This window comes from Mycobacterium sp. IDUB_39 (genome assembly GCF_055419205.1).
In genome coordinates this window covers 1264452-1278901 of the sequence record NZ_JBVAXF010000001.1, presented here as the reverse complement: position 1 = coordinate 1278901, position 14450 = coordinate 1264452, and the positions used below count along the sequence as shown (strand labels likewise).

Below are 14450 nucleotides of genomic sequence, written 5' to 3'. Positions count from 1 at the left end.
AGATTCACAAACGAGCGCAGTGGGGGTGGGGATTACTCCGTGTGTGGCGCGGTGCGCTCCAGGACGCGCATCGATCCGGTCGCGCCGACCTCACGGAACTGGCCCGAGTTCAGCGCACGCTGGTACACGTGGAACGGCGCCTGCCCGCCGTCCTCGGGGTTGGGGAACACGTCGTGGATGACGAGGCAGCCACCGACGGTCACCCATTTGACCCAGCCGTCGTAGTCGCGCTGCGCGGCCTCCTCGGTGTGGCCGCCATCGATGAACAGGAACTGCACCGGCGTCTGCCAGCCGCGGGCCACCACCGTCGACTTGCCCACCACGGCCACCACGTGGTCGTCGAGTCCCGCGGCGTCCAGATTGTGGCGCAGCGAGGGCAGCGTGTCGAAGAGTCCGGTGACCGGATCGACCATGGACGTGTCGTGGTACTCCCAGCCGACCTGGTGTTCCTCGGAGCCGTGATGGTGATCGACGGTGTACAGGACGCCACCGGTGGTCTGCGCGGCCGCGCCGAGCATTACGGTCGACTTTCCGCAGTAGGTGCCAATCTCGACGCCGACGCCGTCACCGAGGTAGCGCACGGCGGCGTCGTAGAGGGCGCGTCCCTCGTCCGCGGGCATGAAACCGGTGACCTGCTCGGCGTGCGAGAACAGGCGCGCGGCGGACGGCGGCAGTGCGGTGTCGGCGGTGCTCATTCGGCCAACCTACCGTTGCTGGTCCACCCGGGTTGTAGTAGCGTCCAGACACGTGTCCGATCCGGCTTTGGAGTCGACTCGGCGCCGACTGACCGCCAAGCAGGCCGACACTGTCGATCGCCTGGGTAAGGCCGCGGTCGAGCTGCTCAAGCGCGAGGGTTTCACGGGTCTGACGGTCCGGCGCGTGGCCGCCGAGGCGGGCGTCGGTGCCGCCACCGCGTACACGTACTTCTCATCCAAGGAACACCTCGTCGCCGAGGTCTTCTGGCGACGGCTCGTCTCGTCCCCGCCCGTTCCGCACGACTCCGAGGACGCGGCATCCCGCGTGGTTGACGTGCTGAGTCACATCGCGTTGCTGATGGCCGACGAGCCGGAGTTCGCCGGCGCGGTCACGACCGCGCTGCTGGGCCGCGATCCGGATGTCGAGGCGTTGCGCCAGCGGATCGGCCGCGACATCCGCGACCGGCTGGCGGCAGCGCTGGCCCCGGACACCGATCCCGACGTGATCGACTCGCTGGAGATGCTCTACTCGGGTGCCCTGGTGCGGGCAGGCATGGGATACGCGTCCTACGCCGACATCGCACAGCGGCTCGAGAAGTCCGCCCGCCTCATGCTGGGCTGACGCGCGGCCCCAGGATCGCCGTCGCCGCGGTGACGGCGGGCTCGAGAATCTGCTGTGGATCGTTGCCGGTCTCGACGGTCAGCGCCGTCAGCTCGCGCAGGCCGCCCAACAGGATCAGCGCCAACGGGCGCGAGATCGGTTCGAGGTCGGCGCGGCGGAAACCGGGACTGTCGGTCAGGTCGACGAGCATGTCAACGAGGCTGCCCATCGCGGCGCGGTGCAGGGGAAGCGCTGCGGCGCCCAACGCGGGCGCCTCCCGGATCCAGCTCAGCGTGATGGCGGGCCGAGATGAGATGTGGTCGACGTATGCGGTTGTCGCAGAGTTGATCTGGACATGCCAGTCGGCCTCGGGATTCACCGCCGTGCGGATGTCGACGATGAGTTCGTCGTTGTTGGTCCGCAGCAGTTCGACGAAGCACTCCTCCTTGCTGGCGAACTCGCTGTAGAAGGTGCGCTTGGAGGTTTTGGCGCCGCGGACGATGTCGGCGACGGTGGTGTCGCGGTAGCCGCGGTGCTCGATCGAGGAGATCAGGCCGTCGAGGAGTCGGTTTCGGAAGCCCTGGGTGTTCGTCGGGTCGGGCTCCATCAGAGAGGCCGCCATGTCGTCACCTCCAACCCTTGCGAATGTGCGGTACCAGGCGGTACCGTACCTCACACACCTTCGGTACAGCGCAGTACCGCGACTGGTTGGAGATTCGCGTGAGCCAAGCGACCATCAACGAGGCATCCACTGCCGTCATCAACCTGCCGCCCGGTCCGCGGCTACCCAAGTTCGTCCAGGGCCTGGCCTACGCGGTCTCGCGGACGTGGACCATCGAGCGGATGACGCGCAAGTACGGTGACGTCGTCACGATGACGCTGCCGGTGTTCGGGCGCTCCGTCGTGGTCGCCGACCCAGCCGTCGCCAAGCAGCTCTTCACCGCCAACACAGACGATGTCGGCAACATCCAGCCCAATCTCAGCCGGGTGCTGGGCTCCGGTTCGGTGTTCGCCCTCGACCGCACCGAGCACCGTCGTCGACGCAAGCTTCTGACCCCGCCCTTCCACGGCAAGAGCATCAAGAACTATGAGCGAATCTTCGAGGAGGAGACGCTGCGCGAGACGGCGTCGTGGCCCGAGGGCGAGCAGTTCGAGACCCTCGAGCCGATGATGCGGATCACGCTGAACACCATCCTGCGGGCCGTCTTCGGCGCCGATGGGGAACGGCTCGACGAACTGCGACGGATCATTCCGCCGTGGGTCACGCTGGGCTCCCGGTTGGCCGTGCTGCCGGTGCCGTCGCGCACCTACGGTCGCCTGACCCCGTGGGGTCGACTGGCCGAGTACCGCCGCCAGTACGACGAGGTCGTCGACCGGCTGATCGATGATGTGACGGCCGATCCCAACTTCGACACCCGCGACGACGTGCTGGCCCTGCTGCTGCGCAGTACCTACGAGGACGGCTCGGCGATGTCGCGGCGCGATATCGCCGACGAACTGCTGACGTTGCTTGCCGCAGGCCACGAGACCACCGGCTCCACCCTGGCCTGGGTTTTCGAGCGCATCAGCCGCCATCCCGAGGTGCTCGCCGCGCTGGAGGCCGAGGCGGCCACCGGTGACAACGAGTACCGCCAGGCCACCATTCTGGAGACTCAGCGCGTGCGCACCGTCATCGACTTCGCCGGACGGCACGTGTACGCGCCCACCGTGCAGCTCGGCGAGTGGGTTGTCCCGCAGGGTTATTCGGTCACGGTGGCGATCAACAAGGTGCAACACCGGGAGCAGGACTTCGCCAAGGCCGACCGGTTCGATCCGCAGCGCTTCGTCGACAACAAGCCGTCGATGCTCGCCTTCATGCCGTACGGCGGTGGTACCAGGCGTTGTGTTGGTGCGGTCTTCGCGAACGTCGAGATGGACGTCGTGCTGCGAACGGTGTTGCGTCACTTCGCCATCGAGACCACCACGGCACCGGACGAGAAACCGCACTCCCGCGGCGTCGCCTACACGCCGAAGTCCGGTGGGCGCCTGACGGTGCGCCGTCGGGTCACCCCGCTGGGCTGAACCGTCCGCTTACTGCGACGCGGTTTCGCGCCTCGGCAGCTTCCAGCCCGGCCGCGGGAAGTGGCACGTGTAGCCGTTGGGGTAGTGCTCCAGGTAGTCCTGATGCTCCGGCTCGGCCTCCCAGAAGTCAACGGCCGGTGTCACTTCGGTGACCACCTTGCCTGGCCATAGCCCCGAGGCGTCGACGTCGGCGATGGTGTCCTCGGCGACACGCTTCTGCTCGTCGTCGAGATAGAAGATCGCCGACCGGTAGCTGGACCCCACGTCGTTGCCCTGGCGGTCCTTGGTGCTCGGATCGTGGATCTGGAAGAAGAACTCCAGAATCGCCCGGTAGTCGGTCTGGGCCGGGTCGTATTCGATCTCGATGGCCTCGGCGTGACCGGGGTGATTGCGGTACGTCGGGTGGTCATTGCGGCCACCGGTGTAGCCGACGCGGGTGCTCACCACGCCTGGCTGCTTGCGGATCAGATCCTGCATGCCCCAGAAGCATCCACCGGCGAGTACCGCGGTCTGTGTGGTCGTCATGCCTGCGCCTCCTCATTGAACAGCGACACATATTCGCCGTAGCCCTGCGCCTCGAGGTCCTCGAGCGCGATGAATCTCAGCGAAGCCGAGTTGATGCAGTAGCGCAAGCCACCCGCCTGCGCCGGACCGTCCTTGAAGACGTGGCCGAGGTGGCTGTCACCGTGCGTGGACCGGACCTCGGTGCGCAGCATCAGATGACTGAAGTCGCGCTTCTGGATGACGTTCGCGGACTCGATCGGTTTGGTGAAACTCGGCCAGCCCGATCCGCTGTCGAACTTGTCGGTCGAGGCGAACAACGGCTCGCCCGACACCACGTCGACATAGAGGCCCGCGGCGTGGTTGTCCCAGTACTCACCGGTGAACGGTCGCTCGGTGCCGTTCTCCTGGGTGACCTGGTACTGCTCGGGGGAGAGCGCGCTCACGGCCGCGGGGTTCTTGTTGTAGACCTTCTCCACTGTGACCTCCTTGGGTCGGCACTCGTATAACCACAGGTGTCCCTGAGAAGTTCCGCGCGCAGCCCCTCGACAAACTCCGGTAGAACGTGTTCTAGTTCTGGGTGTGACGGGCAACACCTTCAGTCGTGACGAACTCGCCTCGGCGTTCGTCGAATTCGAGAACACAGTCGATCGTGCCGCGCAGACCAGAAACTGGGATCCGTGGGTTGACCAGTACACCGAGGACGTGGTCTACGTCGAGCACGCCGCAGGCACCATGCGCGGCCGCGAACAGGTGCGTCCGTGGATCTGGCAGACCATGGAGAGCTTCCCCGGCAGCTACATGACGTCGTTCCCGTCGCTGTGGTCGGTGATCGACGAGGCCACCGGGCGCATCATCTGCGAACTCGACAACCCCATGCGCGATCCCGGCGACGGCACGATCATCACCGCCACCAACCTGTCGATCCTCACCTACGCGGGTGACGGCAAGTGGAGCCGTCAGGAGGACGTCTACAACCCCCTTCGGTTCGTCTCTGCGGCGGCGAAGTGGTGCAGGAAGGCCAATGAGCTCGGCACGCTGCCCGAGGAGGCCGAGAAGTGGATGCGGCAGGTGGGGCGCGCACTGTGACTGCCAACGAGTCCGGGAGTACGACGAGCCTGGTCATCGGGGCCAACGGCTATCTCGGCAGCCACGTCACGCGCCAGCTCGTCGCCGACGGCCAGAACGTGCGCGTCATGGTGCGCGAGGGCGCCACCACCATCGGCATCGATGACCTCGAGGTGACGCGCTTTGTCGGCGACATCTGGAACGACGACGTGCTGCGCGAGGCCATGACCGGCGTCGACGTCGTCTACTACTGCGTGGTCGACACGCGGGGCTGGCTGCGTGACCCGGCACCGCTGTTTCGCACCAACGTCGAGGGCACCCGCAACGTGCTCGAGATCGCCGTCGAGCCCGCCATCGCGGCCAGCCTGCGGCGCTTCGTCTTCACCAGCAGCTATGCCACCGTCGGCCGCAGGCGCGGGCGCACGTCCACCGAGGCCGATGTCATCGCCGACGTCAACGACAAGCGGCTCACCGCGTATGTCCGCTCGCGCGTGCAGGCGGAGAACCTGGTGCTGCAGTACGCCCGCGAGCGGGGCCTGCCCGCCGTCGCCATGTGCGTGTCGACCACATACGGTGCGGGCGACTGGGGCCGAACCCCGCACGGCGCGATCATCGCCGGCGCCGCGTTCGGCAAGCTGCCGTTCGTGATGAGCGGTATCGAGCTCGAGGCCGTCGGCGTCGACGACGCCGCCCGCGCGATGATTCTGGCCGCCGACAAGGGCCGCGTCGGCGAGCGATACCTGATCTCGGACCGGATGATCACCAACGCCGACGTTGTGCGCATCGCCGCAGAGGCCGCCGGAATGCCTGCCCCGACCAAGTCGGTACCGCTGCCGGTGTCCTACGCGATGGCGGCCCTCGGTAGCGCCAAGGGCCGATTCAAGGGCACCGACGAGCAGCTGTCGATCAACTCGCTGCGGTTGATGCGCGCCGAGGCGCCGGTCGACTGCAGCAAGGCGAAGCGTGAACTGGGTTGGCAGCCAAGGCCGGTCGAAGAGTCGATCCGCGAGGCCGCGACGTTCTGGGCGGGGCTGCGCGACAGCAGGCGCAAGAGCAAGCAGGCCGGCTGAACGACGCGCGGTGCGTCGTTCAGGTGCTGGGCGTGTGCGCAGGACCCGCCTAGCCTGAACACCATGACGGACAAGCTGCGCGTCGACCTGTCCGGATCGCCGCAGACCATGCTGGCCACGTTGTACGCCAAGGCCCTGGACGCCGATCTGCCCAACTCGGTGCTGCACGACACCTGGGCCAGGGATGTCGTGGATCGCATCGACTACGACTGGTCGCGGACGTCGATGACGCCGCGCAACTCACCGTCGGTGAGTTCGCGCTCGGCGCACTTCGACATCTGGACTCGGCAGTTCCTTGCCGCTCATCCCCGTGCCACGGTGATCCACCTGGGCTGCGGGTTGGACAGTCGCTACTTCCGCGTCAATCCCGGCCCCGACGTCGAGTGGTTCGACGTCGACTATCCCGACGTGGCTGCGCTGCGAACCCAGCTCTACCCGACTCGGGAGCACTATCACGTGCTCGCCAGCTCCGTCACCTACGCGGCCTACCTCGCCGAGGTGCCCGACGATCGCCCGACGCTGGTCCTCGGCGAGGGCCTCACCATGTACCTCACCCGCGACGAGGGCATCGCGCTGCTTCGTCGCGTCGTCAACCGATTCCCCTCCGGGGAACTGCAATTCGACGCGTTCAACACGCTCGGCATCAAGTCGCAGTGGAGCAATCCGGTGGTGCGGCGGTCAGGTTCGACGCTGTACTGGGGTATCAACGGGCCGGCGGACATCCTCGATCAGGTGCCGGGCACCAGGCTGCTGGCGTGGGTGCCCGTGTTCGAGTCGGAGGTCTTCGGCACGCTGCCCGGTGCCTACCGGGTGATGGCGGCTGTGATGAACCGGATCCCCGGCGTGCGAACCATGGCGCAGTTTCACCGCTACGCGTTTGGTCCGGTGGGATAGACATTGCGTTCCAAGGCCAGATCCTCACCCCAGTTCGGTCAAGATCGAGCCTGGCCAGCGCGTTGTTGCGCGCACAGATATCGAAGTGCGGTTCCTAACTTGCCTGCAGCTCGACTCTCCGACACATACTTCAGCCAGTTGACAGTTAGCGGGTCCGTCCGGGTTTTGTTCCGAGCTGGCGCGCGAAAGGATTGTGGACATCGCGACGCTGTACAGATTTTTTCAAGACCAACGACTTGAAGATCCCAACCATGCTGGAAACGTTTGCAGCTGACTCGGTCCCAATCGCCAGCCCAGAGTGTGGGCAGCGTATTACTTTTCGTCGCGCTGCCTCTGGCACCGTATGCGTTATAGCGCCGAAGCTAGGCCGAGGATGTGCAACTTTGTCTGCGTGCTCTGGCACGCCCGCACTGAACGCGACAACCATCAGCTGAGAGTCGCCCCACGGCTGTGGTCCATGTACAAAGCCGATCACGCGAATCAGGTTGCACTGCGGGCATTCCTCGACGACACCGAAGATCTGATTGACACCGCGGCGATCAACGGCCCGTGGACACTCCCACTCGATGTAGCCCTGTCGCGAGATCAGGAACTCCTCGACAAAAGGGACCTCAACAACTGTGCAAAGCCTCTAGCCTCGAGGATGACCGCCTGGTGTCGGTGTGCTGCATGAAGCAGCACGGCGAGCAGTCTTCCATGCGGATCGAAGCCGCCCGAATGATGCCCGCGGCGCCGACTGGCGTATTGCACGTGACAACGACAGCGTCGTGGGATGCTCACGCCGCACAGGTACAGATCCAAACCGCCACCGCTACCGCCGCCGCGATCTCATACGGCCCGTCAAGCTCGAACTCGCTTTCCTGATTGGCCCCAGTAGAAACTGGGTGAACCTGTGGAAGCCGACGATCGATTCACTCGGCTCGCTCCTGGGTCACGATCGCCCCCTCCGTCCGTGGAATCCATGTGACGGGAGAATCACCGAGCTGGCATGCACCTGAGCGTTGACCCGGCTCTCGAGCATGACGTCGTAATCGGAATATTAGCCGTACCAGTTGAATAGGAGGGCGCCCGCGCAACTTGAAATGTTCTTCGACGAGTCGATGCCATCACTTGCTCAAGACATTCTGGAGCGGGCACGCGGGTTGGTGCGACCGACAGTTGCCCGATGGCACCGCGACCTTTCTGAGGTACACCTTGGCCGTCTGACGCAAGCCCACGTCAGCCCAACTCGACCTAGCTAAGTAGGTGCCCATAGTGCCACCCAGTTTGTGCAGCTTGCTATCGCAGTGTGGTCGCCCTTTGACCTCCTCGGGATCACATTTTCTGGCGGCACGGTAATCATTGCGAGGCGCGCCCATTGTCAATCGCGCGGTCTTGCAATCCGATGGTGGCTTCTAGGACGTCGGACGAGCGGCAGCGGGCATGGAGACAGGAATCGGCTCAATGAGTCTTCGTCAATGTGCAGAAAAGCGAAGCAATGGGACCGAATTCAAGGAAGACTTGCTCGCGACGATCAGGCCGAGGAGAGGAACGCAGGATGGGGATAGCGGGAGCACCGCGCGAAACGACTCGCCCGTGCCAGAACTGTGGCGGGACGGTCCATCTCATGGTGGTAGACGACATTGAGGCTGGAGAAGTAGTCGATACCCAGCTCATTAAGGGCCCCGTTCGATGCGACGGTTGCGACGACCCCAGGGTGTCGATCTAACCGGAGGCTCCTCCACGTCAGGCGATGGCAGCGGCGGCCTACCTTGGGCAACGTCCCAAGGGTTGTTTCGGATGAGCGACGGTATGGAGTAGGCACCGAAAACGATAGCGGTGAGGGCCAGCGAACGGCGCAAGTACAGGTTGGCTAAGTCTCAGCCGAAAAGACTCCATCGCTGCGACCGATACAAATTGGTACATTTCCTCCTGTGAAAATGTCCTCAACCCGTACAGCCACGAATTAGCGTTGCGGCCGTTGGTCTTTGGGAGAGTGAGGACGGGGTTTCCGCACCCTCACGCAGAAGCGGCGACGACGCCTCGTTCACTGGATCGCTGCCCCTTAATACGAGGCGGATCCTAGGCGTTCGCCGCGGAAGTTAGGATACCTAGCTACAAGGTTGCAACACCGGGCCGCAAACGGAAAGACCACAGGATGGAAGACACAGAGCCGCACCCGCAGAAGCAGTCCGCTATGTATATCGCACTCGGCATCTTTCTTGGCGCGGCATCGCTGCTCAGCATTTTTGGTGGTTTTCGGGCCGGGGCCGAACTTCAGGATTTTCTTCGGAACGTTGTGACACCTGTCCTTGTCGCAGCCTTTAGCTTCTGGTCTGCCGACTTTTATCACCGGCGAGACGCGTACAAGCAGATCCAAAGAGATGTGGAGAACGCAGCCTACGCAACCAATGTCATGCTTCAAGGCGTATACGACATCGAGGATCAGCTTGCCGAAGCATCCAATAGACTCAACGAGAGCAAGCCTGCTAAGGCCCTAGTCGCAGTATCAACAGCAGTTGCAATCACTTCCGGCACTCTGCGTAACGCACACCAGTCGCTACGAGAGTGGGAAAGCCTTTCAGCTGCGGCGGTCGAGAGAGCCACCAAGAAATTCGAACTAGATGAAGAGAAGAAAGGCAGACGTCAGGAGGTAACAGTCGTCGCGCAACTCTCTAGCGCGGCCGCGGGAGGACCAGTGATCACTACAGCAACGGGGGCCCCGGCGGGAGACGTCGCTCGAGGAGGTCCGACCAATGGCTGACAAGCCGGTTATTACTGGGGTCGTCGCTGATGTGGAAGATCGCTACTCGGTCATCATTAGCGTCGGAAGTGACGACGGTGTAGAGGTAGGGATGATCTTCGCCGTCATCGGAGAGGTAGGCCAGCGCGTTAGACATCCAAAGACGGGAGCGGATCTCGGCCCGCGCATGGGCGAGAAGCTTCGCCTGAAGGTCGCCGAAGTTTTCCCTCAGTACTCGTTGGCTGAGACGTACAAGATCGTGACTCCGCTAGATGGCATGTCTGGCGTCGACGTTCGTGACATTCTCGATTCTGGTGCAGGCAGCATTTTCGGTCGCCAGCGCATCGCGAATCAGCCCAGCCCATCGCGGAAGCCTGCCGCCGCCGTCGTCGTTAGTGTCAGAGTTGGCGATGAGGTAAGGGAACTACGAGATTGACGCCCTTACTCCACGGGGTGCCGCAAGCGACCAGCAACTGAGAGATCAAGAGCCCACCCGCTGTAACCGCGACCTGCAGAGCTGAGCGACCTGCCCTACTGAATGATCTCCGATTCGACGGCCAGCGGACAAGAGGAAGTGTTGACATCGACGCCGTTAGGACCGACGTACGCGAAGCTCTGAGGTGGAACACCTGACGGAAGCAGATTCCTGATGAGAATCGGCGTTGCAAGACGCGTTGCACTCCTGATCTGGATTCCTGCACCGATGGCGCTCGTTGCGTAGTAGCGGTCGAAGTCGGTTCGGTCGATGCAACCCACACGTCTGAACTGTCGCCACAGAACCTTGGGAGCGGCGGTAACGCTCGGGCCAACTTCGAAGTATCCGACGATCCGCTGTACCGGTGCCGTTGCGTATACCCATACCACCGTGACGTCGTCCGCCAGGGGGCGCTTGCGGAACTCGACCTTTTTGCGGCCGTCCATGATCGCCTCCGCATACTGCGGATGTACCGACATCACTACCTGTCGGCCAGTTGCCGGTGAACCCATTGCGTACCAGCCTCCTTCACCTGTTGAACAGTCTGCGGCGGTGCCTTCAAAACGGCGTTGGCTTGCAACTCACCCAAAGTCCAAGGTGGATCGATGACCCAATCCCGACGAAAGAGGACGACGAGCACCTGAGATGGATGTTGCGCGAGCAGTTCAACATCTTCCGCGCTGTACACGGTGCGGCCACCAACCATGTTCATTACCTCTTCTGCCGATGCGGTTCGATGTGTCTCCTCCGCAATGCCCACGACTTCCACCGTTTTGAATCCTCCGGACCGGTAAAAGAGGATGATGTCTCCTGGCTCTATGCTATTGGTTGAAGCGTTGCACAAGTATGCCTTTCGGAGTGCGTTGCCCCAGGGCCGGATGGGCTCGCCAGCTAAGTCGGGAAAGATCAGCTGGCCTCTCGGCCCAGACATCGCACATTCTGGGAATAGTTGGTTGTGCCAATGATTCCGGATGGGTATGACAAACGCCGAGGCGGCGGCTGACACGGCAGGAGGCCCGTACCGGATGTGATAGTCCAGTGGACTCAACGCTTCGTCGCGCGGCCCGAATGACTTGACAAGCGCAATTTCACCTTTCGGCGATTGACCGGCGTCGAGATAGCCGAATTGACCGAGGAAGTCGATCAGAGGCTGATGATGGTCCCACACCTCCACGTACGCACTGCCGACACGGTGATCATGGTGCGACTGGAGAACAGCCTTTAGTAGAAGCTCTCCGTAGCGGTTGCCCGAAAAGTCCTCTGCCACTTTGAAAGTAGATATCTTAGTGACTGGTTGAGTAAAGTCGTACTCGCAATCATCTTCGCGAATTTTGAGGATAGCGATTGCGGCGTACGTGCCGTCGTCCTTCTTTACGACGAAGCACTCGCGATTCGTAGAATCCCCTTGAACTTTGGTGATCCAGTCATCAAAGTCATCGTAGTCTCCACGGATGCTGACGAAGATTTCTTGCTCGACGTCGAGCGCATACGAAGGCACGTTAGCGACCTGAGGAGGGGGAGGTATGGCTGTGGGCTCGAAACCCTCCAACATCGCCACTGCGTCCGCCAGTGTGAGGACACGCATGCCCACGCCGACCCGCCTAGCTCTCTTGCGGAGCCGGCCGTCGTCGCTAACGAGGAAGTTGACCGAGTTTGAGTGCAAGGACGCCAAGATGCGTCGGTCTCGGTGATCGTTACTGTCCGGCTCAACCGGACCTAGCTCGTTGTCGATGGACGAGTGGATCGGCGACTCGGCCAACATATCGAACTTGTCGATCTCCGCCATGCGCTGCTTCACGCGGGCCGCGTCCTTGCCGCCCGCCAGCTCGTCGCGACTAGCTGGGTGGACGAAGATGTGATGCCGTTGCTTCATCGCCAGACGCATGAACGCGGCGGCCGGGCCCATCCCCGCTTCCATCTGGCCGTCGAACGGCTCCAGCGCGATCAACGCGTTGGTGTCCAGCAGGAAGCGGATCAGCGACGGCGCACCAGCCGCATCGCCACCCCCATCCGTCACTCGGCCATTATCACGGTGAACCGGCAAACCCTAACGTCTGACACGCTTAGCGCGTCGCTGCTGACGACGATGTAACCAGGGCAAAGGCGATGGCTCGACGGTCGGTGATGTCCATCGTCATGAGACACCTCACCGAGACGCTCGACGAGTACGGGTATCGATGGGCGTACCGCGCCGTTGACGCCCGTGCATTCGGATTGCCACAGCGGGCGGCGTCGGGTGCGATGGATGTTGTCTTGACCATATGAATCCGCCGTTCTAGCTGGCGAGCGCTGCGACCACCTCGGCGTAGAGCCCGGCCTTGATCGCGCCCATGGTGGGGCCGGCCTTGGCCGCACGCTCGGCGGCGCGGGCCACGGCGATGTCGAGGATCTCGAATTCGGTGCCGACGCCCATCACGATGCCCGCGTCGTGGGCCTCGTCGCCGCCGTAGCGCCGCGCCGTCGTCATTGCCTCGTGCGCGGTGGCGATGGGCAGGCGCGCCCGGATCAATGCGTTCATACCCGGGGTGAACGGGATGCCGAGATCGACCTCGGGCAGGCAGAAGTAGCCGCGGTCGGATCGCATGATCGACAGGTCATGTGCCAGCGCGAGCATGGCGCCGGCGGCGAACGCGTGCCCCTGCAGGGCGGCAACCATCGGGGCCGGGAACGTCAGTACCCGGACGAACAGCGCGTGCACCTCCCGCAGGTTCGCCTCGGCCGCATCGGGGTTCTCCGCCATGAAGGCCAGGTCCAGGCCGTTGGAGTAAAACTTTCCAACACCCGTCGTGACGACGGCCTTGGGACCGGGCGCGGCCTCCACCTCGTCGAGCGCGGCATTGATCGCCGCCACGCGGTCGGGGTGGAACCGGTTCTCGTCATCACCGAGGGTCAACACGTACACGGCGTCGCGGCGCTGGAGAGCGGTCATGTGCCGATTAGACCACCACGGCGGCTGACAGAATTGGTTCGTGCCAACTCATGAGCCCACAGCGAAGAACGGTCTCGTCTCCCACTGGTTCGACCGGCTGCCGACACCACGTCAATCTCTGCCGGGGAACCTCGACGCCGACGTCTGCATCGTCGGGGCGGGTTACACCGGTCTGTGGACGGCCTACTACCTCAAGAGGGCTGACCCGAGTCTGCGCGTCGTCGTCCTCGAGGCGCGCTTCGCGGGCTTCGGGGCCTCGGGCCGAAACGGTGGGTGGCTGTCGGGCCTCGTGCCGGGAGACCGTAACGCGATGGCCAAGCAGTACGGCCGCGACGGCGTCGTCGCCTGGCAGCGCGCACTCAACGACGCCGTCGACGAGGTGGCCTCGGTGGCCGAGCGTGAGGGTATCGACGCGGGCATCGTGAAGGGCGGCTCCCTCGAGATCGCCCGCAACCGCGCGCAGGCCACCCGGCTTGCCGATGCGATCGCGGAGGAGCGCAAGTGGGGGGTCGACGGTATCGAACCGTTGACGACAGCCGAAGCGGCGCAACGCATTCGATTCGCCAACGTGATCTCGGCCTACCACACGCCGCACTGTGCACGGATCCAGCCCGCCCACCTCGCGACGGGTCTGGCCGAAGCCGTCGAACGTCTCGGCGTGCAGATCTACGAGCGCTCGCCCGTCACGGAGATCGCGGCGGGCCGCGCGACCACGCCGCTCGGCACGGTCAGCGCGCAGATCGTGTTGCGCGCCACCGAGGGATTCACTCCTGGGCTGCGCGGTCTGCGTCGACGCTGGCTGCCGATGAACAGTTCGATGATCGCCACCGAGCCCATCAGCGCCGAGCGGTGGGAGTCGATCGGCTGGAACGGCCGTGAGACCGTCGGTGACACCGCGCACGGCTTCTTCTACGCCCAGCGCACCGTCGACGACCGCATCGCCATCGGTGGCCGCAGCGTGCCCTACCGCTACGCGTCGCGTACCGACGTCGACGGTCGGGTGCCCGCGCGCACCATCCGCCACTTGTCTCAGGTGCTACATGACGTCCTGCCCCAGGTCCGCGATGTCCCGATCGCGCACGGGTGGTGTGGCGTGCTCGCCGTGCCGCGGGACTGGGAGGCCGGGGTCGCCCTGGACCGGGCCAGCGGGCTGGGCTGGGCCGGCGGCTACGTCGGCCACGGCGTGACGGCGACCAACCTGGCCGGCCGCACCCTGGCTGACCTGGTGCTCGAGCAGGCAACCCCGCTGACCGAACTTCCCTGGGTCGGCCACGTCTCGCGCAACTGGGAGCCCGAGCCGTTGCGCTGGCTGGGAGTGCGGGGCCTCTACATCGCCTACAAGCTCGCCGACCGGCACGAGGCCGGCGGCCGCGCCACCACCTCGCCGATCGCGCGGGTCGCCGACGTCATCACTGGAAGGCCATGAATCAGGCC

Annotated in this window: 15 protein-coding genes and 1 pseudogene; 9 read left to right on the top strand and 7 right to left on the bottom strand. The window is 64.1% G+C overall.

The window, feature by feature from the left end; genetic code table 11:
• Positions 1 to 32: 32 nt before the first annotated feature.
• Positions 33 to 695, bottom strand: a complete 663-nt coding sequence (locus tag ACZY0X_RS05935) for a class I SAM-dependent methyltransferase (protein WP_463768653.1) — start codon at positions 693 to 695, stop codon at positions 33 to 35.
• A 52-nt stretch (positions 696 to 747) separates the two neighbouring features.
• Between ACZY0X_RS05935 and ACZY0X_RS05930 the strand changes: the two genes are divergently transcribed.
• Complete coding sequence (locus ACZY0X_RS05930) at positions 748 to 1317, top strand: TetR/AcrR family transcriptional regulator (RefSeq protein ID WP_241401809.1); 570 nt, start codon at positions 748 to 750, stop codon at positions 1315 to 1317.
• Here ACZY0X_RS05930 and ACZY0X_RS05925 read toward each other — a convergent pair.
• The gene (locus ACZY0X_RS05925) at positions 1304 to 1918 is read right to left on the bottom strand and encodes a TetR/AcrR family transcriptional regulator (protein WP_463768652.1); all 615 of its coding nucleotides are present in this window, start codon (positions 1916 to 1918) and stop codon (positions 1304 to 1306) included. The genes ACZY0X_RS05930 and ACZY0X_RS05925 overlap by 14 nt on opposite strands.
• 98 nt (positions 1919 to 2016) lie before the next feature.
• On the opposite strand from ACZY0X_RS05925, the gene ACZY0X_RS05920 reads away from it, so the two are divergent.
• Positions 2017 to 3357, top strand: coding sequence for a cytochrome P450 (locus tag ACZY0X_RS05920; protein ID WP_463768651.1), 1341 nt, complete (start codon positions 2017 to 2019; stop codon positions 3355 to 3357).
• A 9-nt stretch (positions 3358 to 3366) separates the two neighbouring features.
• Here the strand turns inward: ACZY0X_RS05920 and msrA are convergent, their stop codons facing one another.
• Together msrA and msrB are read right to left on the bottom strand one after the other, a co-directional pair.
• The gene (gene msrA, locus ACZY0X_RS05915; protein WP_463768650.1) at positions 3367 to 3882 is read right to left on the bottom strand and encodes a peptide-methionine (S)-S-oxide reductase MsrA; all 516 of its coding nucleotides are present in this window, start codon (positions 3880 to 3882) and stop codon (positions 3367 to 3369) included.
• Complete coding sequence (gene msrB / locus ACZY0X_RS05910) at positions 3879 to 4337, bottom strand: peptide-methionine (R)-S-oxide reductase MsrB (protein WP_463768649.1); 459 nt, start codon at positions 4335 to 4337, stop codon at positions 3879 to 3881. The genes msrA and msrB overlap by 4 nt, the downstream gene beginning before the upstream one ends.
• Before the next feature lie 103 nt (positions 4338 to 4440).
• Here msrB and ACZY0X_RS05905 point away from each other — a divergent pair, with 103 nt between their 5' ends.
• The 6 genes and pseudogenes from ACZY0X_RS05905 to ACZY0X_RS05880 all read left to right on the top strand — a co-directional run bounded on the left by ACZY0X_RS05905 (position 4441) and on the right by ACZY0X_RS05880 (position 10048).
• Entirely contained in the window at positions 4441 to 4947 is a 507-nt protein-coding gene (locus ACZY0X_RS05905; RefSeq protein WP_463768648.1) for a nuclear transport factor 2 family protein, read from the top strand.
• A complete protein-coding gene (locus ACZY0X_RS05900) occupies positions 4944 to 5996 on the top strand; it encodes an NAD-dependent epimerase/dehydratase family protein (RefSeq protein WP_463768647.1) in 1053 nt (350 codons plus the stop codon). Before ACZY0X_RS05905 ends, ACZY0X_RS05900 begins: the two co-directional genes overlap by 4 nt.
• A gap of 63 nt (positions 5997 to 6059) precedes the next feature.
• Positions 6060 to 6890 carry a class I SAM-dependent methyltransferase gene (locus ACZY0X_RS05895; RefSeq protein ID WP_463768646.1) on the top strand — a complete coding sequence of 277 codons (831 nt, stop codon included), beginning with the start codon at positions 6060 to 6062 and terminating at the stop codon, positions 6888 to 6890.
• A gap of 1068 nt (positions 6891 to 7958) precedes the next feature.
• Positions 7959 to 8063, top strand: a pseudogene (locus tag ACZY0X_RS05890) (hypothetical protein); the annotation flags it as partial.
• Between the two features lie 964 nt (positions 8064 to 9027).
• Positions 9028 to 9633 (top strand): hypothetical protein, encoded by a 606-nt coding sequence (locus ACZY0X_RS05885; protein ID WP_463768645.1) that lies wholly within the window; start codon positions 9028 to 9030, stop codon positions 9631 to 9633.
• The gene (locus tag ACZY0X_RS05880) at positions 9626 to 10048 is read left to right on the top strand and encodes a hypothetical protein (RefSeq protein ID WP_463768644.1); all 423 of its coding nucleotides are present in this window, start codon (positions 9626 to 9628) and stop codon (positions 10046 to 10048) included. The genes ACZY0X_RS05885 and ACZY0X_RS05880 overlap by 8 nt, the downstream gene beginning before the upstream one ends.
• 95 nt (positions 10049 to 10143) lie before the next feature.
• Here the strand turns inward: ACZY0X_RS05880 and ACZY0X_RS05875 are convergent, their stop codons facing one another.
• From ACZY0X_RS05875 to ACZY0X_RS05865, 3 genes are all read right to left on the bottom strand, one after another.
• Positions 10144 to 10599, bottom strand: a complete 456-nt coding sequence (locus tag ACZY0X_RS05875) for an ASCH domain-containing protein (RefSeq protein ID WP_463768643.1) — start codon at positions 10597 to 10599, stop codon at positions 10144 to 10146.
• Positions 10569 to 12104, bottom strand: a complete 1536-nt coding sequence (locus ACZY0X_RS05870) for a GNAT family N-acetyltransferase (protein ID WP_463768642.1) — start codon at positions 12102 to 12104, stop codon at positions 10569 to 10571. The genes ACZY0X_RS05875 and ACZY0X_RS05870 overlap by 31 nt, the downstream gene beginning before the upstream one ends.
• Positions 12105 to 12362: 258 nt before the next feature.
• Entirely contained in the window at positions 12363 to 13016 is a 654-nt protein-coding gene (locus tag ACZY0X_RS05865; protein ID WP_463768641.1) for an enoyl-CoA hydratase-related protein, read from the bottom strand.
• Between the two features lie 40 nt (positions 13017 to 13056).
• On the opposite strand from ACZY0X_RS05865, the gene ACZY0X_RS05860 reads away from it, so the two are divergent.
• Complete coding sequence (locus ACZY0X_RS05860; RefSeq protein WP_463768640.1) at positions 13057 to 14442, top strand: NAD(P)/FAD-dependent oxidoreductase; 1386 nt, start codon at positions 13057 to 13059, stop codon at positions 14440 to 14442.
• Positions 14443 to 14450: the final 8 nt, after the last annotated feature.